Here is a 24,600-nt window from a genome sequence, read left to right as displayed (position 1 = left end):
GAAACGTTTCCAACGTGGGGTAGCCGGAATACTTGCACCCGAGTGGCGGTAAGTCAACAAGCCCCGAAGGGCTGACGGTGTGCTACGCGGACAGTCCGGCCATCAGCTCGTCCCGGCTGGTCACGCCGGTCTTCCGGTAGAGCGACTTGAAGTGGTCGTAGACGGTGTGCGAGGACAGCTCCAGCCGTCGCGCGATGTGCTTGGCCCCGAACCCGCGCACCGCCAGCTCGAGCACCGTCCGCTCGGTCGCGGTGATGCCGTACCAGCCGCACACCGCCGGGAGCAGGAGCTGGGCGGGCGCGCTCTGCAGGGTCACCGCCACCCGGCCGGTGTCGCCCAGCGGTTCCGCGCTCATCGCCGCCCAGCCCGCCGAGGTCGGCACCCGGCTCAGCGCGCGCCTGCCCGGCTGCCGCGCCAGCAGCGTGACGTTGAGCAGGGTGTTGTGGTGCTCGGCCTCGGAAAGGGAGAACTCGTCGGCGATCGCGCCCAGCCACACGCGGCCGGCGGCGGTGGCGTCGGTGATCCGGTTGTGCTGGTCGAGGATGACCACGCCCGGCGGCAGGACCAGCTTGCCCGGCCGCAGCGGTTTTGCCGAAACGAACCGGGAAACCGCGCTCGCCAGGTACCCGGAGAGGCGTTCGGCGTGCACGGCGTCGGCGGCGGAGAACGGTCTTCGGTCCCGCTCCCGCAACAGGACCAGCCAGCCCCTGGCCACGCCGCGGTGCCGCAGGGCGAGCCGCAGCTCCGCGCCGAAGCCCTCACCGCGCATGTGCTCGTGGAGGTGGGCGTACCGGCTTTCGTCGGTGAACCCGGACCCCACCACGTCCACCCGCTGATCCCCGGTGAACAGCCCCGCCAGCACCTGCTCGCGCGAGTCCTCCACCTCCAGCCGGTGCCGCAGTTCCGGGCTGTAGCAGTGCTGCCGGTCGATCAGGCAGCCGGCGCCGGTCACCGGATCCAGCGCCACGAGGATGTGCCCGTCGTGCGGCACCAGCAGGCCGACGCGGCGCGAAAGCTCGTTGCCGAGCTCCCGCGCCGTCAGCGCCTCCCCCGCCGCCGGAACCACGTCACCGACCAGGCTCATGCCCGCCATCATCCGCCCGGACGGCGGTCCCCGGGCCGATCGCGGGCGGGTCCACCCGGCTGTGTGAAGATCAGCTCCCGCTCAGCTGAACCACTGCATGGTCGGGATGTCCGCGCACTGCCACTGCTGCGCGCGGGCACCGTTGTCGCCGGAGGAGTTTTCGATTTCCAGGCACTTCCCGCTGAGCCGGTTGACGATGTGCCAGGCATAACCCGCGCGCACGGTCCTCCACTGCATGTTGTAACTGCCGCAGGTCCACTGCTGCGCGTTCCCGCCGTTGTCGAACGACGAGTTCTCGATTTCCAGGCACTTCCCGCTGTTGGCGTTGATCAGCCGGAACCAGATCCCGTCCACCGGCACCGCCGTCCACCGCATGGTGGCGATGTTCGCGCAGCTCCACTGCTGGGCCTGGCCGCCGTTGTCCAGCGTCGAATTCTCGATTTCCAGGCACTTGTGGGTGTTGGCGTTGAAGATGTGCCAGTCCTGCCTGCCCGCCGGTGCGACAAAAGGATCATTGCCCACCAGCGGCCCGGCCGAGGCCGGGAGCGCCGCCGACGTGCCCAGTGCGGCGAGCGCCGCCAGAATTGTGGTCAACCGCTTTGTCCCGTTCACGAGTTCCCCGTTTCCCCGATTTCGGATCGTCAACGCGGCCGCGCGACTCGACGATCAGTTTCCGGGCCGGGGAACACCGGGCGTATCCCCAATTTTCGGGGGGTGCCTACCAGACGATTTCCGCGGCGGCGCGCACGGTCAGCTCCCCGCCGGGGTGCACGGCCTTGGCGAGGATGCGGTTATGCCGGTCGATGATCTGCTCGGCGGACAACCCGGCTTCGGGATCTCCCTCGGCGGCCGGGGCGTGCGCGTCACCGACCAGGACCACGTCGAAACCGTGGCTCAGCGCCGAGCGCGCGGTCGCGTCCACGCAGAAGTCGGTGGCCACACCGGTCAGCACGAGCGTGTCGATGTCCTGGTCGGCGCACAACGCGGCCAGGCGCGTCTCGTAGAAGGCGTCGGTCGCGGTCTTGTCGATCAGCGCGTCCCCCGGTTCGAGACCGAGGCGCGCGCTGAACTGCGCCCCGGGACTGTCCGGATCGAACGCGGTACCGCTCGGGCCGACCTGCCGGACCGCGATCACCGGGACCTGGTGCGCGCGAGCGTCCCGTGCCAGCGCGGCGATCCGGTCGGCCAGCTCCTCACCCCGCCAGACCAGCGGAACCAGCATCTCCTGCACGTCGACGATCACCAGTGCGGCGCTCATACCCGCGCAGCGTAGGGGGCCGGTGGATTCCTCACCCGATCGGGTGGGTTTCCGGGTACCATCCCCCTCCAAGATCTCCTTGGTTCGCGCGAAGGGATCACCACGATGACGAGGCAGCACAACGACGTGACCACCTCGCCCACCGGCCGGTTCCCGGTGAGCAAGCACCTGCCGGCACCGGAACTGAAGCCCCTGCCCGAACCGCCCGCCTCCACCTGGCGGATCATCGGGCCGGGGGTGGTCGCCGCCGGCGTCGGACTGGCGTCGGGCGAGTTCATCCTGTTCCCCTACATCGCCTCCCAGGTCGGCCTGGTTTTTGTCTGGGCGGCGCTGGTCGGCCTGGCCACGCAGTTCTTCCTGAACATGGAGATCGAGCGGTACACGCTGGCCACCGGCGAAACCGCGCTCACCGGGTTCAGCCGCTACTGGCGGCACTGGGGCCTGGTGTTCGCGATCCTGACCATGCTGGCCAATCTGTGGCCGGGCTGGGCGACCAGCTCGGCGACCATGATCACCTACCTGTGGGGCGGTGACGTGCGGTGGATCTCGGTCGGCCTGCTGCTCGCCATCGGGCTGATCCTGACGCTGGCGCCGGTGGTCTACGTGGCGCTGGAGCGCGCCGAAATGCTCAAGGTCGCCGCGGTGATCGTGCTGCTCGCGGTCGGCGCGGTGGTGGCGATCACCGCGGACGCCTGGGCGGACGTGCCCAAGATCGTCACCGACGCGAGCGTGCCGGTCGATCTCGGACTGGCGTTCCTGATGGGGGCGCTCGCCTTCGCCGGGGCCGGTGGCGGGCAGAACCTGGTGCAGAGCAACTGGATCCGCGACAAGGGCTTCGGCATGGGCAAGTACGTGCCGCGCATCAAGAGCCCGGTCACCGGCAAGCCGGAGGCCGCGCCGAGCACCGGGTTCATCTTCGAGCCGACCGAGGAGCACCTTTCGCGGTGGCGCTCGTGGTGGCGGTTCGCCAACCGCGAGCAGCTCTACACCTTCGTGCTGATCACCTTCCTGTCCATCATGTTCACCTCGCTGCTGGCGTATTCGACGGTGTACGGCAGGCCGGGGCTGCCGAACAACATCGGCTTCCTGAAGATCGAGGGCGAGGTGCTCAAGGAGACCGTCGGCGCCTGGTTCGGCACGCTGTTCTGGGTGGTCGGCGCGTTCGCCCTGTTCGCCGCGGCGCTGGGCATCGTGGACTACTCGAGCAGGCTGGCCGCGGACGTGATCAAGACCGCGTATGCCAAGAACACCAAGGAAAGCACGCTCTACTTCGCGGTGGTGTGGGTGCTGGTGCTGCTCGGCTGCGTGATCGTGCTGGCCGGGTTCGCGCAGCCGCTGATCCTGCTGGTCATCTCGGCCTGCGTGGGCGGGCTGATGATGTTCGTCTACTCCGGACTGCTGATCGTGCTCAACCGGCGGGTGCTGCCGAAGCCGATCCGCATCCGGGGCGGGCGGATGGCCGTGCTGGGCTGGTCGGTCGCCCTGTTCGGCGTGCTGAGCGTGCTGACCATCATCGAGCAGGTGGGCAAGCTCTTCGGCTGATGTCACGAATGTGGCTTTCGAGACGTCTGGCGTCTCGAAAGCCACATTCGTGACACTGCCGGCTCGTCAGGCGAGGTCGGTGATCAGGCCGATGGTGAGCGCGGTCCGGTGCGGGATGTCCGCGACCACCACGTGTTCGTGCCGCGCGTGCGCGCCGCCGCCCACCGCGCCCATGCCGTCGAGCACCGGGCGGCCCAGCGCGGAGACGAAGTTGCCGTCGCTGGCCCCGCCCACGGCGGCGTCCTCCAGCGTCCACCCGAGTTCCTTCGCCACCGCCCGCGCCCGGTCGAGCAACGCGGCCGACGGCGGGTTGGTGGTCATCGGCGGGCGGTTCCACTCGCCGGTGACCGACACCGTCACGCGCGGGTCCGAAGCCTTGAGCCCGGCGAAGACCGCGTCGATCCGGTCCATTTCGGACGGTTCGGCCACGCGCACGTCGATGCCGCAGGTGGCCTGCCCGGCGGTGACGTTGCGGCCGGTGCCACCGCTGATGGTGCCGACGTTCACCGTGGTGCCGTGCTCACGCGAACCGGCCGCCGCGACCTGCGTGACCACCTCCGCCAGCGCGTGCACCGCGCTCGCACCCTTGTATGGGTCCAGGCCGGCGTGTGCCTCGACACCGGTCACCGTCACGTCGAACAGGCCGACGCCCTTGCGCGCGGTCTTGAGCTTGCCGTCCACCGCGGCCTCGAACACCAGGTTCGCCAGCGTGCCTTCGCTGGCGGCCTCGATCAGCGGCCGGGAGAACGGGCTGCCGATCTCCTCGTCGCCGTTGAACAGGAACTTGACCGACGGGTGCGGCAGGCCCAGTTCCCGCAGCCCGCGCAGCGCCCACACCGACTGCACCAGCCCGAGCTTCATGTCGAACGCGCCCGGCCCGCTGACCTTGCCGTCGGCCTCGGTGAACGGCCAGACCGCGGTGGTGCCGGTCGGCCACACCGTGTCGTAGTGGCACAGCAGCAGGACCTCACCGGCCGCGGTGCCGCGGTAGGTCAGCTCGAGCACGTCGCCGTGGGTTTCGGCGCGGTGCCGGACCTCCGCGTCGGGCGCGCCGAGCCGCTCGGCGGCCCACGACCGGATGGTGTCGAGACCGGTGTCCAGCTTGGCCTTGTCGTAGCTGTGGGTTTCCAGCTCGACGATCATCCGGAGGTCGTCGAGCATCCCGGGCAGTGCCTGCTGGGACCAGTCGGCGGTGCGTGACACGGCGATTCCTTTCTATCGGACGGGCGCGCCGGGGCCGAGCGGGATGCCGAAGCCCCAGAACACGAAGAACAGCACGGTCCAGACCACGAGCAGGGTCAGCGAAAGCGGGATCGTCATCGACAGCAGCGTGCCGATGCCTGCCTGCTTGCGGTACCGCTGCAGGAAGCCCAGTGCCATCACGAAGTACGGGCTCATCGGCGTGATGGCGTTCGTGCAGGAGTCGGCGATGCGGTAGAGCGCCTGCGTGGTCTCCGGCGGGATGTCCAGCAGCATCAGCATCGGCACGAACACCGGGCCGACCAGCGCCCACTGGGCCGAACCGCTGGTCACCACCAGGTTGATCACGGTGACCACGACCAGGATGCCCAGCAGGATCACCGGCCCGGAGACCCCGCCCGCCTTGAGCAGTTCGGCGCCGTGGATGGCCACGATCTCGCCGATGCCGGTCCACTTGAAGTAGGCGAGGAACTGCGAGATCGCGAAGAACAGCACCAGGATCGGCGCCATCTCGCGGAACCCGTGTGCCATGAAGCCGGGGATGTCGCGGCTGCTGGTGACCGTGCCGGCCACCTTGCCGTACGCCCAGCCGGCGGCCAGGAAGCCCAGCGCCAGGAAGATCGCGACGGAGGTGAGCAGCGGCGACTGCACGATGCTGCCGCCCTCCCCGCGCAGCGGCGACGAAGCGGGCAGCAGCGCCGCCACCAGCACCACCGCGAACACCACCAGCGCGATCAGCGCGGCCCGCAGCCCGCGCCGCTCCTGGGGGCCGAGCTTCAGCGAGCCCAGGTCGTCCTGCTCGGCGTCGTCGTCCACCGGCATCGCTTCGGCCCGGCGGGCCAGCACCTTCTCGGTGATCAGCGTGATCACCGCGGCCAGCACGAACGACGACGCCAGCGAGAAGAAGTAGTTGGCCAGAGGGGTGACCACGTACGACGGATCGATGGTGTGCGCCGCCGCGGTGGTCAGCCCGGACAGGATGGCGTCCGACGGGGTGATCAGCGGGCTGGCGTCGTACCCAGCCGAGATCGACACGAACGCCACCACGATGCCGAGGATCGGGCTGCGGCCGACCGCGCGGAAAGCCATGGCACCCAACGGGATCAGCACCACATATGCGGCGTCGGACGCGACATGCGAGACCATGCCGGTGAACGCGAGCGCGAAGGTCACCCAGCGCGGCGAGACCCGTGACACGCCCGAACGCAGCACGGCGGCGAGCAGACCGGACCGCTCGGCCACCGCCACCCCGAGCATCACCACGAGGATGGTGCCCAGCGGCGGGAACGAGGTGTAGTTCTTCACCACGTCCTCGACCATGGTCCGCACACCGTCGACCGAGAGCAGGTTCTTGGCCTCGACGGTCTTGCCGGTCGCCGGGTTCACCGCGGACGCGCCCGCCGCGGACAGCCCCCAGCTGGCCAGCGCCAGCACCCCGCTGAGGATGACGAACAGCCAGAACGGATGAGGCAGCTTGTTGCCGAGGCGCTCGACGCCGTCGAGTGCGCGCATCAGCACGTTCAGCACGCGCGAGGCCGGCTTCGCTTGCCTGGTGCTCATCGGCCTGACTCCTTCCCTGAATTGCGGTGCCCCATTACAAGGGCAGATGGCTGAATATTGCAAGCACAAAGCTTGAACCGCATGATTCAGTCATCGATACCAGGGTCTGTGCGTGATACAGTCAGGCGGTGCTGAACGAGGCCGACCTCGACCTGGTGGCCGCGCTCCAGGTCGCCCCCCGCGCGTCCGCCGCCGTGCTGGCCGAAGCGCTCGACATGTCCGCCAGCACCGTCGGGCGGCGGCTCGCGCGGCTGGCGGAGCAGCGGATCCTGCGCGTGATCGGCCAGGTCGAGTGGTCCGCGCGAGCCAAGGGCAACCCGCGGCACGTCTGGGTGACCACGCAGCCGGGTGCCGCGGGCCGCGTCGCGCACGCGCTGGCGCAGCTGCCCGAGGCGCAGCTGGTCGCGGAAACCTCCGGCCGGTCGGACGTCTACCTGGCCGCGCACCTGCGGGATCGCGCGGAGGCCCGCGAACTGCTCACCGAGCGCATTCCCGGCGTTCCCGGCGTGGCGGGCACCCACTCCGAACTGGTGCTGCGTGCGCTGACCAGGGCCGATTCGTGGCGCCTGCACCGGCTCGGCGACGACCAGCTGGACCTGCTCGCGCGTGCCGAGGAACCAGCCGGAACCCCGCCGCGCCCCGGCGACCTGCGGGTGAGCGAGGACGAGCGGCGCGTGATCGGCCTGCTCCACGAGGACGGCCGGATCAACGCCGCCGAGGCGGGCCGGGTGCTCGGCCTGAGCCAGTCCACCACCTACCGGCTGATCCAGTCGATCCTGCGGCGCGGCATCGTCCGGCCCCGCGTGGAGGTCGAACCGGCGCTGCTGGGCTACGGGCTGGAGGCGGTGATCGCGCTGACCATCTCCCCCGGCGCCATCCAGCCCGTGGCCGAGGAACTGGCCAGGCACCCGTCCGCCCGGTACGTCTCGATCGTGGCGGGCACCACCTCGGTCATCCACCAGGGCGTGTTCCGCAACGAGGACGAGATGGCCGACTTCCTCACCCGCGACCTGGCGCCGCTGCCCGGGATCTCGGCGCTCCAGGTTTCGGTGGTGCTGCGGATGCTGCGGCGTTACTGGATCCACCGCGAGGACGGCCTGCTCACCTGAACGCGTCGGAGCCGGTGAGCCGGGCCGAGAGGGCCCACAGCCTCTCCGCCTCCCCGGGATCGATGGCGTGGTCGCGGACCCCGGCGACCATGTCCGTGCGGTCGGTGCGCTCGGCGATGTCGCAGTCCTCCGCGTAGAGCCCGCCCATACCGTCCAAAAGGGACGAAGTCGCCGCCCAGACCTGGGTGGCCGCCCCCTGTTCCGGGGTCTTGAACTCCGGGTCGGCCAGGTCGCCGTGCTCGTCGACCCAGCCGCGCTCGACCATCTCCGCGCGCGTCAGGTGCCGCAGCAACGGGGTCAGGATCGCGCCGGGGTGCAGGGAGAACACTCGCACGCCGGAGTCCCGGCCGAGCGCGTCGAGGTGCACGGCGAACAAGGCGTTCGCCGTTTTCGCCTGCGCGTAGGCCAGCCAGCGGTCGTAACCGCGGTCGAACTGCACGTCGTCCCAGCGCATGCCGGACAGCTGGTGGCCCGCCGAGGACACCGCGACCACCCGCGCGCCGGGCCGGATCGACGGCCACAGTTCGTTGACCAGCACGTGGTGGCCGAGGTGGTTGACCGCGAAGTGCGCCTCCCAGCCCGGGCCCACCCGGGTTTCCGGGCAGGCCATGATCCCGGCCCCGCAGATCAGGATGTCGATGCCGCGACCGGAGGCGAGGAACCGGGCGGCGAACCGCCGGACGCTGCCGAGGTCGGCCAGATCCAGTTCGGCCACCTCCGTGTTCAGGCCCGCGACCGACTCGCGGGCCAGTGACGGCCGCCGGGCGGGCACGACGACGTGGGCCCCGGCAGCGGCCAGTGCCCGCGTGGTTTCCCGGCCCAGCCCCGAATAGCCGCCGGTGACCACGGCGAGCTTGCCGGTGAGGTCGAGTCCACTGAGGACTTCGCGGGCGGTGCTGCGGTGGCCGAAGCCCGAGCCGAGCTTGTGCTGTGCGGTGAGGTTCATGGCCGCGAAAGCTAGGTGCTAGACCGAGGTCTAGGTCAACGGCCTAGATTGGCCGGTATGGCTCACGACACAGGCAGCTCGGACGGTACCGCGGAACTGAGCATCGGCCAGGTCGCCGAGCGCACGGGACTGAGCGTGCACGCACTGCGCCTGTACGAACGGGAAGGGCTGCTGGCCGCGCCGGTGCGGCGCGACTCCGGCGGCAGGCGCGTCTACACCGCCGAGGACGTGACCTGGCTGCTCAACTGCACGAAGTTCCGCGCCTCCGGCATGCCGCTGGCCACCATCCGGCGGTTCGCCGAACTGGTCCGCCAGGGCCCCGGCACCGAACCCGAACGGCTCGAACTGCTGCGGGCGCACCAGGAACAGGTGATCGCCAGGATCGCCGAGCTGACCGACTGCCTCGACGTGATCATGAACAAGGTCCGCGTGTACGCCGAGCACGTGGCCGAGGGCACCGCGGACGGCCTGTGGCACGGCCGCGGTGGTTCATAGCGCGTCGAGCAGGTCCGCGAACTCGCGGGAGAAGCCGGTGACGAGGTTGTCGCCGATGACCCCGGTGCCATTTACGGCGTGGTGCGCGACGGGCTCCAGGTACCCCGCGCCCGGCTCCCACCAGTACACCTGCCGGCTCACCTGGTCCGGCCCCGACATCGCGGACTCCTCGTAGTACTCGGCGGCGATCTCCGCGATCTCACGCATGGCGCCCCGCGCGGCGGCCGCGTCGCGCAGCACGTGGAAGATCAGCGTGCCGTGGTTCGGCATCGCGACCAGCGCGCCGTACGGGAACTCCGCCGCGCCGGTGACCGCCTCGATCACCCACGGCATGACCAGCACGGTCGAGGCCACGTAATCGTTGCCGCGCAGCACATACACGCCTTCGAAGGTGGCGTACTCCTCGGGCAGCTGGTGGCAGAGGTTCTCCATGCCCGCTTCGACCAGCCGGTCGAAGTCGTGCCGCCGGACCTGGTCGTCGTTGAGGATGGCGATGCGGTCGGGGTGGTCGAGCGCGAGCACCACCAGCAGGCCGGGCGCGATCTCCCGCGCGTAGGTCCACCATTCGACCGGGCTGCCCTCGATCGGCCGGACACGCGCGTAGATGCGGTCGAGCAGGTGCTCGGTGGGGCCGTCGAGTTCGGGGGAACCGGCGACGAGCGCCTGGATCATCCGTTCCAGGCGCTCGTCGACCAGATCCGCCCAATCGCTCATCGGCGCGCCGTCGACGGCGTCGAACACCGGCCCGAACGCGAGCACCAGTTCCTCCGGCTCGAGGATCTCCACGTGGTCGTCGTGCACCACCACGCGCCTGCCGCTGAACACGGGGCTGCGCCGGATCAGGTTGCGCAGGCGGTCGTACTGGGCGGTTGTCAGGTTCTCCACCGGCAGGAGGCTACAAGATCAACTCCGGGCGCGCGGCCACTTCGCCGAACCGGCCCGGCTACGATGCCACGCAAGGGGTTTGCAGCGGGGGTGACGCGTGCGGATCGTGCTGCTCGGGCCGGTCCAGGCCGGTGACGTGCCGCTGTCCGCGCGCCCGCGCATGCTGCTGGCCAGGCTGGCGCTCGCTCCGGGTGCGGTCGTCTCGGCGGACACGCTGGTCGGCGACCTGTGGGGCGCGCGGCCGCCCGCCGAGGCAAACGGCCTGCACGCGCTGGTTTACCGGCTGCGCAAGGCGCTGGGCGGGAGCATCGCGGTGGAGTCGGCCGGTGCGGGATACCGGCTCGCCGTCGAGGCACGGGACGTGGACGCGCACCGGTTCGAGGAACTGGCCGCGCGGGGACGCCGCGAGCTGGCTGCCGCGCCCCGCCAGGCCGCGGAAACGCTGCGCGAGGCGCTCGCGCTGTGGCGCGGTGAAGCGCTGGCCGACGTCCGGAGTGCACCGTTCGCCGAAGCCGCCGCGGCCCGGCTGGAGGAACTGCGGCTGGCCGCCGTCGAGGACCGGTTCGAGGCGGAGCTGAAACTCGGGCACCACACGGAAGTCCTGGCCGACCTGACCGCGGCCGTCGCCGCGCATCCGCTCCGGGAACGCCTGGCCGCGCTGCAGATGCGCGCGCTTTCGGCGGCCGGTCGGCAATCGGACGCGCTGGCGGCCTACGACGAGGTCCGCGGCACGCTCGCCACCGAACTGGGCGTCGATCCGTCCGCCGCGGTGAAGGAAGCCCATCTGGCGGTGCTGCGTGGTGAACCGGCGCGACCGGCGCCCGGCCGCCTGCCCGCGCCGCTGACCAGCTTCGTGGGGCGGGACAACGAGCTGGCACTGCTCGCCGAGCTGATGGCGGCCTCGCGGCTGGTCACCATCACCGGACCCGGCGGGGTGGGCAAAACCCGGCTGGCCGTGACCGCCGCCGCGCGGCACCGCGCCCACCGGCACGGCCGCCTGTGGCTGGTTCCGCTCGCCTCGGTGACCGATCCCGCCGAGGTCCCCGGCGCGGTGCTCGGCGTGCTCACCGCAACGACGCCCCGCCCGCCTGCGAGTCCACAGGAGCCCGTGGAGCGGGTGGCGGGACTGCTCGGCGGTGGTGAAGCGGTGCTCGTGCTGGACAACTGCGAACAGGTCGCCGCGGCCGTCGCGGAGTTCACCACCCGGCTGCTGGAACTCCGGCCAGGGCTGACCGTGGTGGCCACCAGCCGCGAGCCGCTCGCCGTGGTCGGTGAAGCCCTCTGCCGCCTCGGGCCACTTCCCTTGCCACACCGGCGAAGTGAGGCCGCCGACTCCCCTGCCGTGCGGTTGTTCCTCGACCGGGCCGCCGCCGTGCGGCCGGGGTTCGCGCTCGACGAGTCCACAGTGGACGACGTGGTCGAGGTGGCGCACCGCCTGGACGGTTTGCCGCTCGCGCTCGAACTCGCCGCCGCGCGGCTGCGGTCGATGACCGCCGGGCAGGTCGCGCGACGGCTCGAGGACCGGTTCCGGCTGCTCTCCACCGGGAACCGGGGCGCGCAACCACGCCAGCGCACACTGCACGCGGTGCTCGAGTGGAGCTGGGAATTGCTCACCGAACCGGAACGGACGCTGGCACGGCGGCTCGCGGTGTTCCCCGCCGGGGCGGACGCGGCCGCCATCGAGTCGGTGTGCCAGGACGACGAGCTGCCGCGCGGCGAAGTCGGCTACCTGCTCGGCTCACTGGTCGAGAAGTCCATTGTGGATGAGTGCGATGAACGCCACCGCATGCTGGAAAGCATTCGCGCGCACCTGGGTGACAAGCTCGGGCAGGCCGAACGCGCCGCCGTGCGGCACCGGTTCACCGAGTACTTCGCCGAGCTGGCCGAGCGGCACGAGCCGCGGTTGCGGTCCGCGGAGCAGGAAACCTCGCTGGCACTGCTCAAAGCCGAGTACGACAACCTCCTGGTCGCCTTGCACTGGGCCATCGACACCGGCAACGCCGACGCCGCGGCCCGCCTGCTGGCCCCGTTGTGCTGGTACTGGAACACCCTTCGCTACGACAGCCGGGCCGACCCGCTCGTGGCGGCGGCGCTCGGCCTCGGTGACGCACTACCCGAAGACGCGCGAGCCGCCTTCTCCGCGTACCAGTTGTTCTCCGGCGCGGGCCCGCTGCCGGAAGACGTCGAGCACGTGCGCCGCCTCGTCGAGGACTGCGCCCGGACCGGGGCGCTGCGCCGCTACCCGATCATCATGATGGCCACGCTGACCGCGGCCTTCATGCTCGGCCTGGAGGACCTGGCCGAGCGGGAGATCCAGCGGCTGCGCGAGGGCGGCGACCAGTGGGCGCGGGCGTGCACCTACCTGGTGGAGACGTTCGCCAGGTACGACCACGGCGACTGGGCGGGCGTCACCGCCGCCACCACCGAGGCGCTGCGGGCGTTCGAAGAAACCGGCGACCGGCTGTTCACCGCGATGGCACTGGCGGGCGTCGCGCACGTTCGTTCCATCGATGGAGACCACAACGCGGCCATCGCCGCGTACGAACGGGCGAAGGCGCTCGCCCCGCCGGGCGATCCGTCCTATCTGGCCGGACTGGCCGCCGAGCGGATGCGTGCCGGGGACCTGGCCGGTGCCCGCCGCGACCTGGCGGCCGCGCAGCGAATGGCCGCCGGCAGCGGGCAGCACCTGCTCGAAGTGGTGGCCGCCATCGGCTTGGCCGAACTGCACCGGCGTGCCGGTGATCCCGCGCGCTCCGACCGTGAACTCGACCGGCTCCTGGCCCTCGCGCGGGAAGCACCGCTGCCCGAGCAGGCAGCCGAGGCGGTGGTCGCGTCGGCACGCATGGCGAACCGCCTCACCGCCGGTGACACCGCGGGCGCCCGCGCGCTGCTGCCCGCGACCGTCGCCGCGGCCGCCGCCCACCACGACCTCGCCTCGGCCGCCCAGCACCTGGCCCGCCTGCGGTTCCTCGAAGCCGACCACGCCGGCGCGGCCACCGCGCTCGGCCTGAGCGAGGTCATCCGCGGCAGCTTCGACCACGGCGACCCGGAACTGCGTGACCTGGTCGAGGAGCTGGTCCGGGCCCTCGGCGAGGACGGCTACCAGCGTGCCTACCGCCGGGGCACCGCGCTCCCCCGGCAGGACGCGGCCGAACTGCTCACCTGACAAGGGCTATCAGCGCCTTGTCAGCCGGTTGTCATCGCCGCCCGCGAACCTGGCCGCATGAAGGTGATCGTGGACGAGGCCAGGTGCGTCGGCGGCGGGCACTGCGTGGTGACCGCCGAGCGGGTGTTCGACCAGCACGAGCGGGACGGCACCGTGGTCCTGCTCGACAGCACGCCCCCGGAGGAACTGCACGAAGCGGTCCATCGGGCCGCGATGCTCTGCCCGGCCGCGGCCATCTCAGTGACTGCCTGAGCGTTATCCAGAGGGGGAACCCACCATGACCGACCTGTTCACCGAGCCGGAGCTGCTGTTCCAGCACAACCCGGAGCAGCCGTTCCAGCTGCCGCCCGGGCTGGCGCGGCTGCGTGCCGAACGCCCGCTGGCCCCGATGCGCTTTCCCGACGGTCACGAAGGCTGGCTGGCCACCGGGTACGACGAGGCGCGCACCGTGCTCGGGCACGCCGCGTTCAGCAACCGGTACGAGCTGATCCACATCCCGCTGCCCGGGTTCAGCGGGGAGATGCCGCCCGCGCCCACTGGCGACTTCCTCGGCCTGGACGCGCCCGAGCACACCCGTTTCCGCAGGCTGCTCGCCGGGAAGTTCACCGTGCGCCGGATGCGGGTGCTCACCGAGCAGGTCGAGCGGTTCACCGCCGACCGGCTCGCCGCGCTGGCCGCGCTGCCCCGGCCCGCCGACCTGATGGCGGCCTACGCCCAGCCCATTCCCGCGCTGGTGATCTGCGAACTGCTCGGCGTGCCCGCCACCGACCGGGAATGGTTCCGCCAGGCGGTGAACGGCATGCTTGCCCGCGAAGGCACCAGCGCCGACGACATCATGACAAACTGGACCGCGCTGAACGACTACCTCCGCGACCTCGTCCGGGCCAAGCGCGCGGAGCCGACCGACGACGTGCTCAGCGAACTGACCACCAGCGACCTCACCGAAGATGAGCTGACCGGCGTCGGTGTCTTCCTGCTCGGCGCCGGACTGCACACCACGGCGACCGTGCTCGGCCTGTCCACCCTCGCGCTGCTGATGAATCCCGGTCAGCTCGCGACGCTGCGCGAAAATCCGGCGGGTGCCATCGAGGAACTGTTGCGCTACACCGGAATCGGCGGCGCCACGGTCCGGGTCGCGCGCACCGACGTGGAGATCGGCGGTGAGCTGGTCAAGGCGGGGCAGACGGTCGCGATCTCCCCGATCGCCGCCAACCGCGACCCGCGGCGCTTCGGCGACGGGGACGCACTGGACCTCGGGCGTGACGCGAGCGGGCACCTGTCCTTCGCCCACGGTGTGCACCAGTGCCTCGGTCAGCACCTCGCCCGCGTCGAGCTCCGGATCGCGCTGCCCGCGCTGTTCGAGCGCTTCCCGTCGCTCGCGCTGGCCGTCCCGGTCCACGAGGTGCCGCTGCGCACCACCGCGAACATGTACGAGCTCGAACGCCTGCCGCTCACCTGGCAGGACTGACCGCGCCGGAAAACCCGCCCGCTTCGGCTACTAACTCAATTCACCCGTTTCCCGCAGCCAAAATGGATGACTGTGCCGTCCGGCCATGTCACCGCCGCGTCGTGGAGTGGTAGGAAGTTCTCTGCGCTCGCGATCGCGTGCGGCCGCCAACCGGATCGGCGAAGGGGTAACGTGGACCACGTCACCACACTGGTGGTTGATGAACAGCCATTGATCAGATATGCGCTGCGCACCCTGATCGAATCGTCCGGTGAATGCCAGGAAATAGCCGAAGCCGGCACCGGCGCCGAAGCACTGGCGAAATGCCGCGGGATGCGGCCCGAACTGGTCATCACCGAACTCACCCTCACCGGGGAACGAGCCGGTATCGGGATATGCCGCTTCGCGAAACGCACTTCGCGGGACACCGCGGTACTGGTGCTCACCGCGGATTCGTCCCCGTCGGCGGTGGCCGCCGCGCTCAACGCCGGCGCGGACAGCTTCGTGCACAAGTCGGCGGCCGACCGGGTGGTGGGTGAGGCCATCCGGCGGACCAGGGCCGGCGAACGGACCTGGCTCGTCGGCGCGGAAACCGCGCCCCCGGTCACCGAACCACCGGCTCCGCCGGACAGCCTGCCGATGACCTCCCGCGAGGAGGAGGTGCTCGCGCTGGTGCTGTGCCGCCGGTCGAACGACGAGATCGCCGACCAGCTGCACCTGGCGCGGCAGACGGTGAAGAACTACGTCAGCTGCGTGCTGCGCAAGCTCGGCTTCAGCAGCAGGCGTGACCTGTTCCGCTCATTGGACCTGCGGCCGGGCCCGTCCGCCACGGGCCCGCCCCGCCGTCCGGGCTGAGGCCGTACCCGCGGTACCGCGGGCACCGCGCGGGACAGTACTCCGCGGCACATCCTCGGCCCCGCCACCGCTCCTAGGCTGGACGACGCGGCGAACAGCCGGACCCACCTCCGCCGGCGGTGAGGAGCAGATGCCGAGCAGACTGCGCCACCTGGCCCTGGTTGCCGCGCTCACCGCCGGAATCCCGAACCCGGCAGTGCCGCCGGTCCGCATCCACCAGCTGCTCACCGGCCCGGCGGGTTTCCTCGAACTGCGCAACCTCTCCGCCGCCCCGGTGTGGCTGGACGGCTGGACGGTGCTCAGCTGCCAGGGGCACACGCTGGCCGAACTGGCCAGGTTCCCGGCGGGCAGCGCGGTCGGCGGTGGTGGCTCGTTCGTACTGGCGGGCCTGGACTTCGCCGGGGAAGCCGATCTCCTGCTCCCCGCGGTGCCCGGCACCGGCCAGCTCCTGCGCGACGAGCACCAGTCGCGGGTGGACGGGGTGGCGGTGGCGCCCGATTCGCCGTGCCGCGAGAACGAGGCCGCCCAGCCCTGCCCCGGCCCGCTTTCCCGCGACGCGCTCAGCACCGACACGGACAACAACCGCGCCGACTTCGGCTGCCCGTCACCGCCGTACTGAAAGCACAAAACCAGCAGTCATCTCACTCGGAAAGGCATGCCGTGCCCAGCCAGGCCAAACCGGTGTTCGCCGTAATCGCCGAAATGCGCCGCGACAAAGGACTTTCCCAGGACGAGCTGGCCGCCCGATTGCGGGCCGCCTCCGGGAACAGCGGTATCACCCGGGAGGACGTATCACGCTGGGAACGGGGTAAACGCATTCCTGGGCCCTATTGGCGGAGCTGGCTGAGCCAGGTGCTGGACACCTGCCCGCAGGAACTGCGCGCGGCCGCGTCACTGGCCCGGCAATACCGCAGACATGCATGAGGAAACCGGGAACTGGCCCCTTCCAGCCACCGGCGGCACTGCGGCAGCATCGAATGCACCGGCGGAAAAGAACCGCACAACGGATTCCCCGCCGGTTCGCATCAACTCACCCATTTTTCGGAAAGGAATGATAATGCGTCGCCTGCTGAGTGGTTCCGCCGCCGCCTTGGCCCTGCTGAGCCTGCCGGTGATCGCCGGTGCGGCCAGCGCCGGCCAGCCGGACGAGGTCCAGCCGCTGGCCTCGTCCACCGTGGTGGTCAACGAGGTGTCCACCCGCGGCCCGAACGGCATGCTCGACGAGTTCATCGAGGTGCGCAACATCAGCAACAACCCGGTGGACCTGACCGGGTACACCGTGCGGGTCTACGGCCCGCAGAACGCGCTGGTCGACACCATCACGCTGCCCGCGGGCATCGTGCTCTCGCCCAAGGGCAACGCCGGCCAGTTCCTGGTGCTGACCAGCCAGAACAGCGCACGCAGCGCGCACGGGTGGACCACCAGCGCGGCCTCCACCGACGGTGCCTGCGAGTGCAGTGGTACCAGCGCCATCGTGTCGTCCACCAGGATCAGTTTCAGCGGGGCCTCGGTGACCACCCTGGCCTGCTCGCCGAGCGCGAGCCCCAGTTCGAGGTCGGCGCACAGGTCGTGGGCTTCGAGCGCGGTCCGGTCGTAGACCCCGCGGAAGCGCACGCCGCGCGCGAGCAGTTCCCGCTCGGCCGGGTGCAGGTCCGACGGCGAGCGCGCGTACGGCGGTTTGTCCACAAAGCACACTTCACCGGCGGCGGCCTGGATGAGCGCGTCCGCCCGCCCGGCCACCGCGGCGGCGCCGTGCACCACTTCGACCAGCCCGCCCGGCTCACCACCGGCCAGCCGGTGCCGCTCCTGCAGTTCGGCCGCGAGCAGCCGGGCGCGCTCGAGCTGCTGTTCCTTGCGGTGGCACAGCAGGCCGAGCCCGATCTCGGGGGCCACCGCGCTGAACCGCGCGGGACGGCTGCCGTCGCGCAGCACCAGTCCTTCCCGTTGCAGCACGAGCAGCACGGAGGCGACCCGCTGGCGGCTGAGCGCGCCAGTTCCCCGGCCAGCTCGGCGGTGCTCACCGACGGCCGCTCGACCACCGCCCGGTACACCTCGACGTCGACCTCACGCAGACCCGCCAGCTCCAGCATGGAGACAGCATCGTCCGGTCAGTGCGCGTACGGCCAGCCCGCGCTGTCGTAACCGAGCCAGTTGATGCCGAGCAGTGCCGTGCCGTTGTTCGTGTAGTAGTGGTAGGCGAGGATGTCGTGGTCGGTGTCGGCGAACACCGCGGGATGGCCGGGGCCGTGGATGTCGCCGTGCCCGGCCAGGATCTCGGTGCCGCCGCCCGAGGCCATCGGCACGCCGTTCCGGTCGGTGAACGGCCCGGCCGGGCTCGCCGATCGCCCGGCCATGATGCGGTAGGTGCTCGCTGCGCCCTGGCAGCAGCGGTCGAAGGAGACGAAGAGGTAGTAGTACGCGCCGCGCTTGAAGATCACCGGGGCTTCGATCGCGCCACCGCCCCGGCCCGCGAGGTGCCGCACCACCGAGTCCGACCGCTTCCCGGTGGCCGGATCGAGCGCGACCTGCTTGATGCCGGACCAGAACGAGCCGAAGCTGAGCCACCAGCGTCCCTGGTCGTCCACCAGCAGGTGCGGATCGATGGCGTTGAAGTCGTCGGAGGGCCGCGATTCGATCACCAGCCCGTGGTTGGTCCAGCTGCCGGGCGCGCCGGTGGTGCTGGTGGCGAGAAAGATCGCCGACCGGTTCGAGCCGAAGGTGGAGGCCGAGTAGTAGAGGTGGTAGCGGCCGTTGTGGTGGGACAGGTCCGGCGCCCACAGGTTCCGGCTGCCGCCGGTGTAGGCCGTGGTCCACGGGGCACCACCGGGGAAGGCGGATCCCTCGTGCCGGAAGGCGGTCCGGTCGGGTGACGACTTGAGCGCGATGTCGTTGCCGGTGTGCGCGACGAGGTAACCGCCGCCGGGCCGCTTCACCACCGACGGATCATGCACGGTGACGTCCCCGGTGACCGGCCCGGGATACGGATAGGCGACCAGCCCAGGCGGTGCGGGTGCGGCCGCCCCCGCGGGCGCCATTGCCACAGCGGCCATCGCGAGCACCGCGGCCGCCGTCATCTCGGCGAACCGGACCGCTATCGGCTTTTGCCAGGCAGGCATGGGAAATCCTCCTCGATCCGGCGCAGATGGGAGCGTTCCCAGAACGCTAGCGCGGCACTTCCCGGAACGGCAACACGCTGTTAGCGTTAACAGCTCCTTGTCCGTGCACCGTCGCAGGGAGAGAGCCCATGACCCCGATCCGCGCCCGCGCCCGCCTGCTCGGCCCGGTGCTCGCCGTCATCGCACTGCTCGGCAGCGGCCTCGCCGCCCCGCCAGCCCCAGCGGCCCAACCATCCACAGTGGACCCGAATGCCACATACGTCCTGGTCAACCGGCACAGCGGCAAAGCACTCGACGTCTACGACCTGGCTACGAACGACGGCGCCCGGATCGCCCAGTGGACCCGCAACGACGGCGCCTGGCAGCAGTGGCAGTTCGTCAGCTCGGGCGGCGGTTACCACCGGCTGAAGTCCCGGCACAGCGGCAAGGTGCTCGACTTCGCGGGTTCGTCGACGTCCGACGGAGCGGACCTCGTGCAGTGGACGGACCAGAACCGGCCCAGTCAGCAGTTCCGGCTCGCCGGCTCGCCCGACGGCCACGTGCGCCTGCTCAACCGCAACAGCGGCAAGGCGCTCGACGTGCACAACTTCTCCACCGCCAACGGCGCCAGGGTGGTGCAGTGGCCCGACCTCAACGGCGCGAACCAGCAGTGGCAGCTGGTGAAGCTCGGCGCGGGCACGTTCACCAACCCGATCAAGGCGAACGGCCCCGATCCGTGGCTGACCTACCACCAGGGCTACTACTACCTCGCGACCACCACGTGGACCTCCAGGATCACCATGCGCCGCTCCCCCACGCTCGCCGGGCTGGCCAGTGCGCCGGAGACCGCCGTGTTCGACCTGTCCGGCCTGCCGAACGGCTGCTGCAACCTGTGGGCGCCGGAGTTCCACCTGCTCGGCGGGCGCTGGTACCTCTACTACGTGGCCGGGCAGAACGTGCCGGACTACGTGCCGACACAACGGCTGCACGTGCTGGAGAGCAGCGGCACCGACCCGATGGGGCCGTACCACTTCAAGGCCGACCTCGGGAACACCTGGGAACTCGACCCGAGCGTGCTCCAGCTGAACGGCAGGCTCTACCTGCTCGGCAGCGCGATGGACGGCACGCAGAGCCTGACCATCACGCCACTGTCCAATCCGTACACCCCCAGCGGCCCGCGCCGGACGATCAGCAAGCCCACCCTGGCCTGGGAACAGCAGACCGCGCCGGTGAACGAAGGCGCCGAACCGCTGTACCACAACGGGAAAACGATGATCGTGTACTCCGCCAGCGCCTGCTGGGGCCCGGACTACAAGCTGGGCCTGCTCACCTTCACCGGCACCGACCCGCTCAACGCGGCGCACTGGACCAAGTCACCCGACCCGGTGTTCCAGCGCAACGACGAGCACGGGGTGTTCGCGCCCGGCCACAACGGCTTCTTCAAATCGCCCGACGGCACCGAAGACTGGATCGTCTACCACGCGAACAGCTCGGCAGGCGGAGGCTGTGACATGAACCGCTCGGCACGCGCGCAGAAGTTCACCTGGAACGCCGACGGCACCCCCAACTTCGGCGCCCCGGTGCCGCTGGGCGTGCAACTCCCCGCACCTTCGGGCGAAGTCACCTGAGCACCACCGGCCCACTCTGCCCCGCGCCCGGCCTCCACCCGGCGCGGGGCCCCCTCCTGTGTGATCCTGCTGTCCATCCGGAACTGATCGGGTGCCTCGTTCGTACTTCGATCAACCGGACATTTCCGGCTCGATCACCACCGCGAGAGGATCATGGACCCGTCCCGAAGTACCGGCACCACGCCCGGTGACCCCCCTGCCCGCACCCGGCCCGAGGGGGTGGCACCGCCGTGGTGATGGTGGTGGTGAACATCCTCGTCGGCATCGTCGTCGTGCTCCTGCTGACCGCCGCGACCGGCTACTTCGTCGCGCAGGAGTTCGGCTACATGGCCGTGGACCGCTCCCGGCTCAAGGCCCGCGCGGCCGCCGGTGACCGCGGCGCCGAACGCGCGCTCGGCATCACCCGGCGCACCTCGTTCATGCTCTCGGGCGCCCAGCTCGGCATCACCGTGACCGGCCTGCTGGTCGGGTACGTGGCCGAGCCGATGATCGGCGCCGGCATCGGCACCCTGCTCGGCGGCGTCGGCGTGCCCCAGGCGGTCGGCGTCGCGGTCGGCACCGTGCTGGCGCTGGTGTTCTCCACGCTGGTGCAGATGCTCTTCGGCGAGCTGTTCCCGAAGAACCTCGCGATCGCCAAGCCCGAGCCCGTCGCCCGCAGCCTGGCCTTCTCGACCCGGCTCTACCTGGCCACCTTCGGCTGGCTCATCCACCTGTTCGACAAGGCGTCCAACCTGCTGCTCAAGGCGCTGCGCATCGAACCGGTGCACGACGTCGAGCACGCCGCGACCCCGCGCGACCTCGAGCACATCGTGGCCGAGTCACGCGACAGCGGCGACCTGTCCCGCGAGCTGTCCATCCTGCTCGACCGCGTGCTCGACCTGCCGGACCGGACCGCCGAGCACGCGATGATCCCGCGCCCGCAGGTCACCACGATCTCCGGCGACGCCAAGGTCACCGCCGCGATCGAGCTGATGGCGGGCGGGCACTCCCGGCTGCCGGTGCTCGGGGAAAGCGTGGACGACGTGCTCGGGGTGCTGTGGCTGCGTGACGTGCTCAGCCGCGACGAAGCCGAGTACACCACGCTCACCGTGGCCGAACTCGCGCGCGACGCCGTGGTTGTCCCCGCTTCGCTTCCGTTGCCGGGCGTGCTGACCCAGTTGCGTGCGGCGGACGACGAATTCGCCTGTGTGATGGACGAATACGGCGGGCTCGCCGGGGTGATCACGCTGGAGGACATCGCCGAGGAACTCGTCGGCGAGATCACCGACGAGCACGACGCCGCCGACGACGACCGGGCCATCGCCGAGGACGACGGCTGGCTGATCCCGGGCACCACGCACGTCGACGAGGTCGAGCGCCTGCTCGGCCACGACCTGCCCGATGGCGACTACGAAACCCTCGGCGGCCTGGTCATCACCGAACTGGCGCGGCTGCCCGAACCCGGTGACACCGTGCACGTCGAGCTGCCCGCCGGGATCGGCGAGGACACCGCACCGCGCAGGCTCACCGTGGAGATCCGCGAGATCGAACGGCACGTACCCGCCGTGGTGTGGGTGGGCCTCAGGAACACGAGCGACACGGAGGTGCCGCGATGAGTGGCCTGAGCCCGCTGACCGCTTCACTGATCTCCGCGGCGATCATCGCGCTGAGCGCGTTCTTCGTGGCCATCGAGTTCGCGTTGATGGCCGCCCGCCGCTACCGGCTGGAGGAAGCCGCCGAAACCAGCGCCTCGGCCAGGGCCGCGCTGCGCAGCGCCCGTGAGCTTTCCCTGCTGCTGGCCGGTTCGCAGCTCGGCATCACCCTGTGCACGCTGGCGCTGGGCGCGATCGCCAAACCGGCCGTGCACGACATGTTGACCCCGGTCATGGAGGGCTGGGGCCTGCCGGCGGCCACCGCCGACATCGTCGCCTTCGTGCTTTCGCTGGTCGTGGTCACCTTCCTGCACCTGGTGGTCGGTGAGATGGCACCCAAGTCGTGGGCCATCGCGCACCCGGAACGCTCGGCGACCCTGCTGGCCCTGCCGATGCGCGGCTTCATGCGGCTGACCCGGCCGCTGCTGGTGGCGCTGAACTCGATGGCGAACTGGTGCCTGCGCCGGGTCGGCGTGCAGCCGGTCGACGAGATCAACGCGGGCCGCAACCCGGAGGACCTCCGGCAGCTGGTCGAGCATTCGGCCAAGGCGGGTGCGCTCACGCCGGGGCGGCGTGACCAGCTGGCCACCGCGCTGGAGCTGAACTCCCGGCCCCTGCGGGAGATCACGCGTCCCCGTGACGAACTCGTCGGCGTGCCGGCCGAGGCGAGCGTGGAGACCATCCGGCAGGTCGCCCGCACCAGCGGTCACCTGCGGCTGGTGGTGCTGGACGGCGACCGCCCGATCGGCGTGGTCCACGTGCGCGACGCACTGCGGCCGGGTGGCACGGCGCGTGAGCTGATGCGGCCGGTGCTCACCTTCGACGCCGGTACCGCGACCTATCTCGCGCTGAACACCATGCGGGACAGCCGGAACCACCTGGCGCTGGTCGAGTCCGGCGGCGAGGTGACCGGCCTGGTCACCCTGCGGGATCTGCTCGACCGGCTGCTGGTCACCGAGCCCGCCGGACGGGTTTGACGTAGCGGTGCGCGGGGACGGTGATCGGGCCGTCCCCGTGCGGCGCCGCGTGCTCGAACAAGCCTTCGTCGGTCCAGCCCTGGCGTTCGTAGAACCGGCGTGCCCTGGTGTTCCCGGCGACCACGGCCAGCCACGCGACCGGGTGCCCGTTCTCGGCGACCAGCCGTTCCGCCTCGGCCAGCAGGAGCTTCGCCACGCCAGAGCCGCGGTGCGCCGCCGAAACGTAGACCTGCTCGACCTCGTCGCCGACGACCATCACAAAACCGGCGACCGAACCAGCGTCGGCGACCACCGTCCGCGTGCCCGGATCGACCACCCGCTCGGCGGCTCGCTCACCGAAGGATTCCTTGGTGCGCACGGCGAGCAGCGCGTCGGGCACGTTGCCGAGGTGGGCGTCCTGCCAGCCGGGGTACCAGATCGCCGCGATGGCCGCGGCGTCGCCCGGGGTGGCCGCGCGCAGTGCTGGTTCGCTCATGCCGGAACTCTAGGCGAGCGCACCGACAATCCCGAGAACATCGCGCCGATCATGCCCGCCGTGGTCAGCGCGGCGAGCAGCAGCCAGCCCGTGGTGAACCCGGCCGCGGTCACCACCCAGCCCGCGATCGGGTAGCTGATCAGCCAGCAGGCGTGGGAAAGCGAGAACTGCGCGGCGAACACCGCGGGCCGGTCGGCCTCGGCCGCCGACCGGCGCAGCACCCGCCCGATGGGCGTGAGCACCAGGCCCGTCCCCATGCCCGCCAGCGCCCACAACCCCAGCGCGGCGGGCCAGCGCCAGCCTCCTTCGTCCACAGTAGACAGGGAAACCAGGCCGAGCGCGCCGCCGCTGAGCACCACCGCACCGGTCAGCAGCACCGGCCGCTCCGGCACGCGCGCGAGCACCCCGGGCAGGGCCAGTGCCACCACGATCGTGCCGACCCCGTTGGCCGCGAGCAGCAACGCGACGGCGGTGTCCCCGAACCCGAGCGCGTCACGCACGTAGTTCACCGTGTTGACGGCCACCACCGCACCCACGCCCGCGACCGCCAGGTCCAGCGCCAGCACCCCGCGCAACGCCGGGGTGGTGACGAAGATCCGCACCCCGGCGCCGATCCGGTCGAGGAAACCGTTGCGCGGACTGGGTTTTGCCCTGGGCACCCGTGCGGTCAGCACGAGCACCGCGGAGCCGAGGAAACCGGCGAACGTCCCGCTGAACAGCCAGTGGAAGCTCACCGCGCTCAGCAACGCCGCCGCGAGCACCGGGCTGAGCAGCGTCTCCATGCTCGCCGCGAGCTGCGAAGCCGACAACGCGCGGGTGTAGTCGCGTTCATCGGGCAGCAGGTCCGGCAGCACCGCCTGGAAGGTGGGCGTGAACGCCGCGGAAGCCGACTGCAGCAGGAAAATGAGCAGGTAGACCTGCCAGATCTCGGTGACGAACGGCAGCGCCAGCACCACCAGCGCACGCACCAGGTCCAGCGCGACCAGGAACGTGCGGCGCGGCAGCCGCCCGGCGAACGCCGCCGCGACCGGCGCGACCGTCACGTAGACGACCATCTTGATCGCCAGCGCGGTGCCCAGCACCGCCCCCGCACGCGGCCCGGCCAGTTCGTAGGCGAGCAGGCCCAGCCCGACGGTGGCCAGTCCGGTGCCGAACAGGGCCACCACCTGGGCCGCGAACAGGTGCCGGTAGTCCCGGTACCCGAACAGTGTCCACCCGCCTGCGGCCCGCATCCTCCGAACATAGCA

General features: G+C 70.8%; 25 protein-coding genes. 14 read left to right on the top strand and 11 right to left on the bottom strand.

The window, feature by feature from the left end:
- Positions 1 to 82: 82 nt before the first annotated feature.
- The 3 genes from A4R43_RS07100 to A4R43_RS07090 all read right to left on the bottom strand — a co-directional run bounded on the left by A4R43_RS07100 (position 83) and on the right by A4R43_RS07090 (position 2,342).
- Positions 83 to 1,084 (bottom strand): helix-turn-helix transcriptional regulator, encoded by a 1,002-nt coding sequence (locus tag A4R43_RS07100; protein ID WP_162788355.1) that lies wholly within the window; start codon positions 1,082 to 1,084, stop codon positions 83 to 85.
- An 81-nt stretch (positions 1,085 to 1,165) separates the two neighbouring features.
- Positions 1,166 to 1,678 (bottom strand): RICIN domain-containing protein, encoded by a 513-nt coding sequence (locus tag A4R43_RS07095; protein ID WP_162788354.1) that lies wholly within the window; start codon positions 1,676 to 1,678, stop codon positions 1,166 to 1,168.
- Between the two features lie 124 nt (positions 1,679 to 1,802).
- Positions 1,803 to 2,342, bottom strand: coding sequence for an isochorismatase family protein (locus tag A4R43_RS07090; RefSeq protein WP_113691582.1), 540 nt, complete (start codon positions 2,340 to 2,342; stop codon positions 1,803 to 1,805).
- A gap of 105 nt (positions 2,343 to 2,447) precedes the next feature.
- On the opposite strand from A4R43_RS07090, the gene A4R43_RS07085 reads away from it, so the two are divergent.
- Positions 2,448 to 3,884: an Nramp family divalent metal transporter gene (locus A4R43_RS07085; protein ID WP_113691581.1), complete on the top strand. Its 1,437-nt coding sequence runs from the start codon at positions 2,448 to 2,450 to the stop codon at positions 3,882 to 3,884.
- A gap of 66 nt (positions 3,885 to 3,950) precedes the next feature.
- On the opposite strand, the gene A4R43_RS07080 is transcribed toward A4R43_RS07085, so the two are convergent.
- Together A4R43_RS07080 and A4R43_RS07075 are read right to left on the bottom strand one after the other, a co-directional pair.
- Positions 3,951 to 5,093, bottom strand: coding sequence for a M20 family metallopeptidase (locus A4R43_RS07080; RefSeq protein WP_113691580.1), 1,143 nt, complete (start codon positions 5,091 to 5,093; stop codon positions 3,951 to 3,953).
- Positions 5,094 to 5,099: 6 nt separating this feature from the next.
- Entirely contained in the window at positions 5,100 to 6,644 is a 1,545-nt protein-coding gene (locus tag A4R43_RS07075) for an AbgT family transporter (protein WP_113691579.1), read from the bottom strand.
- Positions 6,645 to 6,772: 128 nt separating this feature from the next.
- Here A4R43_RS07075 and A4R43_RS07070 point away from each other — a divergent pair, with 128 nt between their 5' ends.
- The gene (locus A4R43_RS07070) at positions 6,773 to 7,753 is read left to right on the top strand and encodes an Lrp/AsnC family transcriptional regulator (protein ID WP_205215261.1); all 981 of its coding nucleotides are present in this window, start codon (positions 6,773 to 6,775) and stop codon (positions 7,751 to 7,753) included.
- Here the strand turns inward: A4R43_RS07070 and A4R43_RS07065 are convergent.
- Positions 7,746 to 8,699, bottom strand: a complete 954-nt coding sequence (locus A4R43_RS07065; RefSeq protein WP_113691578.1) for an SDR family NAD(P)-dependent oxidoreductase — start codon at positions 8,697 to 8,699, stop codon at positions 7,746 to 7,748. The genes A4R43_RS07070 and A4R43_RS07065 overlap by 8 nt on opposite strands.
- Before the next feature lie 57 nt (positions 8,700 to 8,756).
- Between A4R43_RS07065 and A4R43_RS07060 the strand changes: the two genes are divergently transcribed.
- Positions 8,757 to 9,194, top strand: a complete 438-nt coding sequence (locus A4R43_RS07060) for a MerR family transcriptional regulator (protein WP_113691577.1) — start codon at positions 8,757 to 8,759, stop codon at positions 9,192 to 9,194.
- Here the strand turns inward: A4R43_RS07060 and A4R43_RS07055 are convergent.
- The gene (locus A4R43_RS07055; RefSeq protein ID WP_113691576.1) at positions 9,189 to 10,079 is read right to left on the bottom strand and encodes a hypothetical protein; all 891 of its coding nucleotides are present in this window, start codon (positions 10,077 to 10,079) and stop codon (positions 9,189 to 9,191) included. The genes A4R43_RS07060 and A4R43_RS07055 overlap by 6 nt on opposite strands.
- 97 nt (positions 10,080 to 10,176) lie before the next feature.
- Between A4R43_RS07055 and A4R43_RS07050 the strand changes: the two genes are divergently transcribed.
- The 6 genes from A4R43_RS07050 to A4R43_RS07025 all read left to right on the top strand — a co-directional run bounded on the left by A4R43_RS07050 (position 10,177) and on the right by A4R43_RS07025 (position 16,471).
- The gene (locus A4R43_RS07050; protein ID WP_113691575.1) at positions 10,177 to 13,245 is read left to right on the top strand and encodes an AfsR/SARP family transcriptional regulator; all 3,069 of its coding nucleotides are present in this window, start codon (positions 10,177 to 10,179) and stop codon (positions 13,243 to 13,245) included.
- Between the two features lie 57 nt (positions 13,246 to 13,302).
- Positions 13,303 to 13,497 (top strand): ferredoxin, encoded by a 195-nt coding sequence (locus tag A4R43_RS07045; protein ID WP_113691574.1) that lies wholly within the window; start codon positions 13,303 to 13,305, stop codon positions 13,495 to 13,497.
- Between the two features lie 25 nt (positions 13,498 to 13,522).
- On the top strand, positions 13,523 to 14,713 hold the full coding sequence (locus tag A4R43_RS07040) for a cytochrome P450 (RefSeq protein ID WP_113691573.1): 1,191 nt from the start codon (positions 13,523 to 13,525) through the stop codon (positions 14,711 to 14,713).
- Between the two features lie 210 nt (positions 14,714 to 14,923).
- Positions 14,924 to 15,547, top strand: coding sequence for a response regulator transcription factor (locus A4R43_RS07035; RefSeq protein ID WP_236808815.1), 624 nt, complete (start codon positions 14,924 to 14,926; stop codon positions 15,545 to 15,547).
- Between the two features lie 130 nt (positions 15,548 to 15,677).
- Positions 15,678 to 16,166 (top strand): lamin tail domain-containing protein, encoded by a 489-nt coding sequence (locus A4R43_RS07030; protein WP_113691571.1) that lies wholly within the window; start codon positions 15,678 to 15,680, stop codon positions 16,164 to 16,166.
- 41 nt (positions 16,167 to 16,207) lie between these two features.
- Complete coding sequence (locus A4R43_RS07025; protein ID WP_335645146.1) at positions 16,208 to 16,471, top strand: helix-turn-helix domain-containing protein; 264 nt, start codon at positions 16,208 to 16,210, stop codon at positions 16,469 to 16,471.
- On the opposite strand, the gene A4R43_RS43825 is transcribed toward A4R43_RS07025, so the two are convergent.
- Positions 16,439 to 16,825, bottom strand: coding sequence for a hypothetical protein (locus A4R43_RS43825; protein ID WP_236809446.1), 387 nt, complete (start codon positions 16,823 to 16,825; stop codon positions 16,439 to 16,441). The two genes, A4R43_RS07025 and A4R43_RS43825, sit on opposite strands and share 33 nt — an antisense overlap.
- Here A4R43_RS43825 and A4R43_RS07020 point away from each other — a divergent pair.
- Complete coding sequence (locus tag A4R43_RS07020) at positions 16,761 to 17,144, top strand: lamin tail domain-containing protein (protein ID WP_236809183.1); 384 nt, start codon at positions 16,761 to 16,763, stop codon at positions 17,142 to 17,144. The genes A4R43_RS43825 and A4R43_RS07020 overlap by 65 nt on opposite strands.
- Positions 17,117 to 17,689 (top strand): hypothetical protein, encoded by a 573-nt coding sequence (locus tag A4R43_RS07015; protein WP_113691569.1) that lies wholly within the window; start codon positions 17,117 to 17,119, stop codon positions 17,687 to 17,689. The genes A4R43_RS07020 and A4R43_RS07015 overlap by 28 nt, the downstream gene beginning before the upstream one ends.
- Here the strand turns inward: A4R43_RS07015 and A4R43_RS07010 are convergent.
- Entirely contained in the window at positions 17,656 to 18,621 is a 966-nt protein-coding gene (locus A4R43_RS07010) for an arabinan endo-1,5-alpha-L-arabinosidase (RefSeq protein ID WP_418190837.1), read from the bottom strand. The genes A4R43_RS07015 and A4R43_RS07010 overlap by 34 nt on opposite strands.
- A 170-nt stretch (positions 18,622 to 18,791) precedes the next feature.
- Between A4R43_RS07010 and A4R43_RS07005 the strand changes: the two genes are divergently transcribed.
- The 3 genes from A4R43_RS07005 (at position 18,792) to A4R43_RS06995 (ending at position 22,878) form a co-directional block, all read left to right on the top strand.
- Positions 18,792 to 20,270, top strand: coding sequence for a family 43 glycosylhydrolase (locus A4R43_RS07005; RefSeq protein ID WP_113691567.1), 1,479 nt, complete (start codon positions 18,792 to 18,794; stop codon positions 20,268 to 20,270).
- Between the two features lie 236 nt (positions 20,271 to 20,506).
- Complete coding sequence (locus A4R43_RS07000) at positions 20,507 to 21,865, top strand: hemolysin family protein (RefSeq protein WP_205215432.1); 1,359 nt, start codon at positions 20,507 to 20,509, stop codon at positions 21,863 to 21,865.
- A complete protein-coding gene (locus A4R43_RS06995) occupies positions 21,862 to 22,878 on the top strand; it encodes a hemolysin family protein (protein WP_113691566.1) in 1,017 nt (338 codons plus the stop codon). The genes A4R43_RS07000 and A4R43_RS06995 overlap by 4 nt, the downstream gene beginning before the upstream one ends.
- Here the strand turns inward: A4R43_RS06995 and A4R43_RS06990 are convergent.
- Together A4R43_RS06990 and A4R43_RS06985 are read right to left on the bottom strand one after the other, a co-directional pair.
- Positions 22,853 to 23,353: a GNAT family N-acetyltransferase gene (locus A4R43_RS06990; protein ID WP_113691565.1), complete on the bottom strand. Its 501-nt coding sequence runs from the start codon at positions 23,351 to 23,353 to the stop codon at positions 22,853 to 22,855. The genes A4R43_RS06995 and A4R43_RS06990 overlap by 26 nt on opposite strands.
- Complete coding sequence (locus A4R43_RS06985; protein WP_113691564.1) at positions 23,350 to 24,585, bottom strand: MFS transporter; 1,236 nt, start codon at positions 24,583 to 24,585, stop codon at positions 23,350 to 23,352. Before A4R43_RS06985 ends, A4R43_RS06990 begins: the two co-directional genes overlap by 4 nt.
- Between the last annotated feature and the right edge of the window lie 15 nt (positions 24,586 to 24,600).

Origin of the sequence: Amycolatopsis albispora, from assembly GCF_003312875.1 — a bacterium.
Taxonomy (GTDB): domain Bacteria; phylum Actinomycetota; class Actinomycetes; order Mycobacteriales; family Pseudonocardiaceae; genus Amycolatopsis; species Amycolatopsis albispora.
The sequence above is the reverse complement of the archived record's forward strand: the minus strand, read 5'-3'. Positions and strand labels throughout refer to the sequence as shown.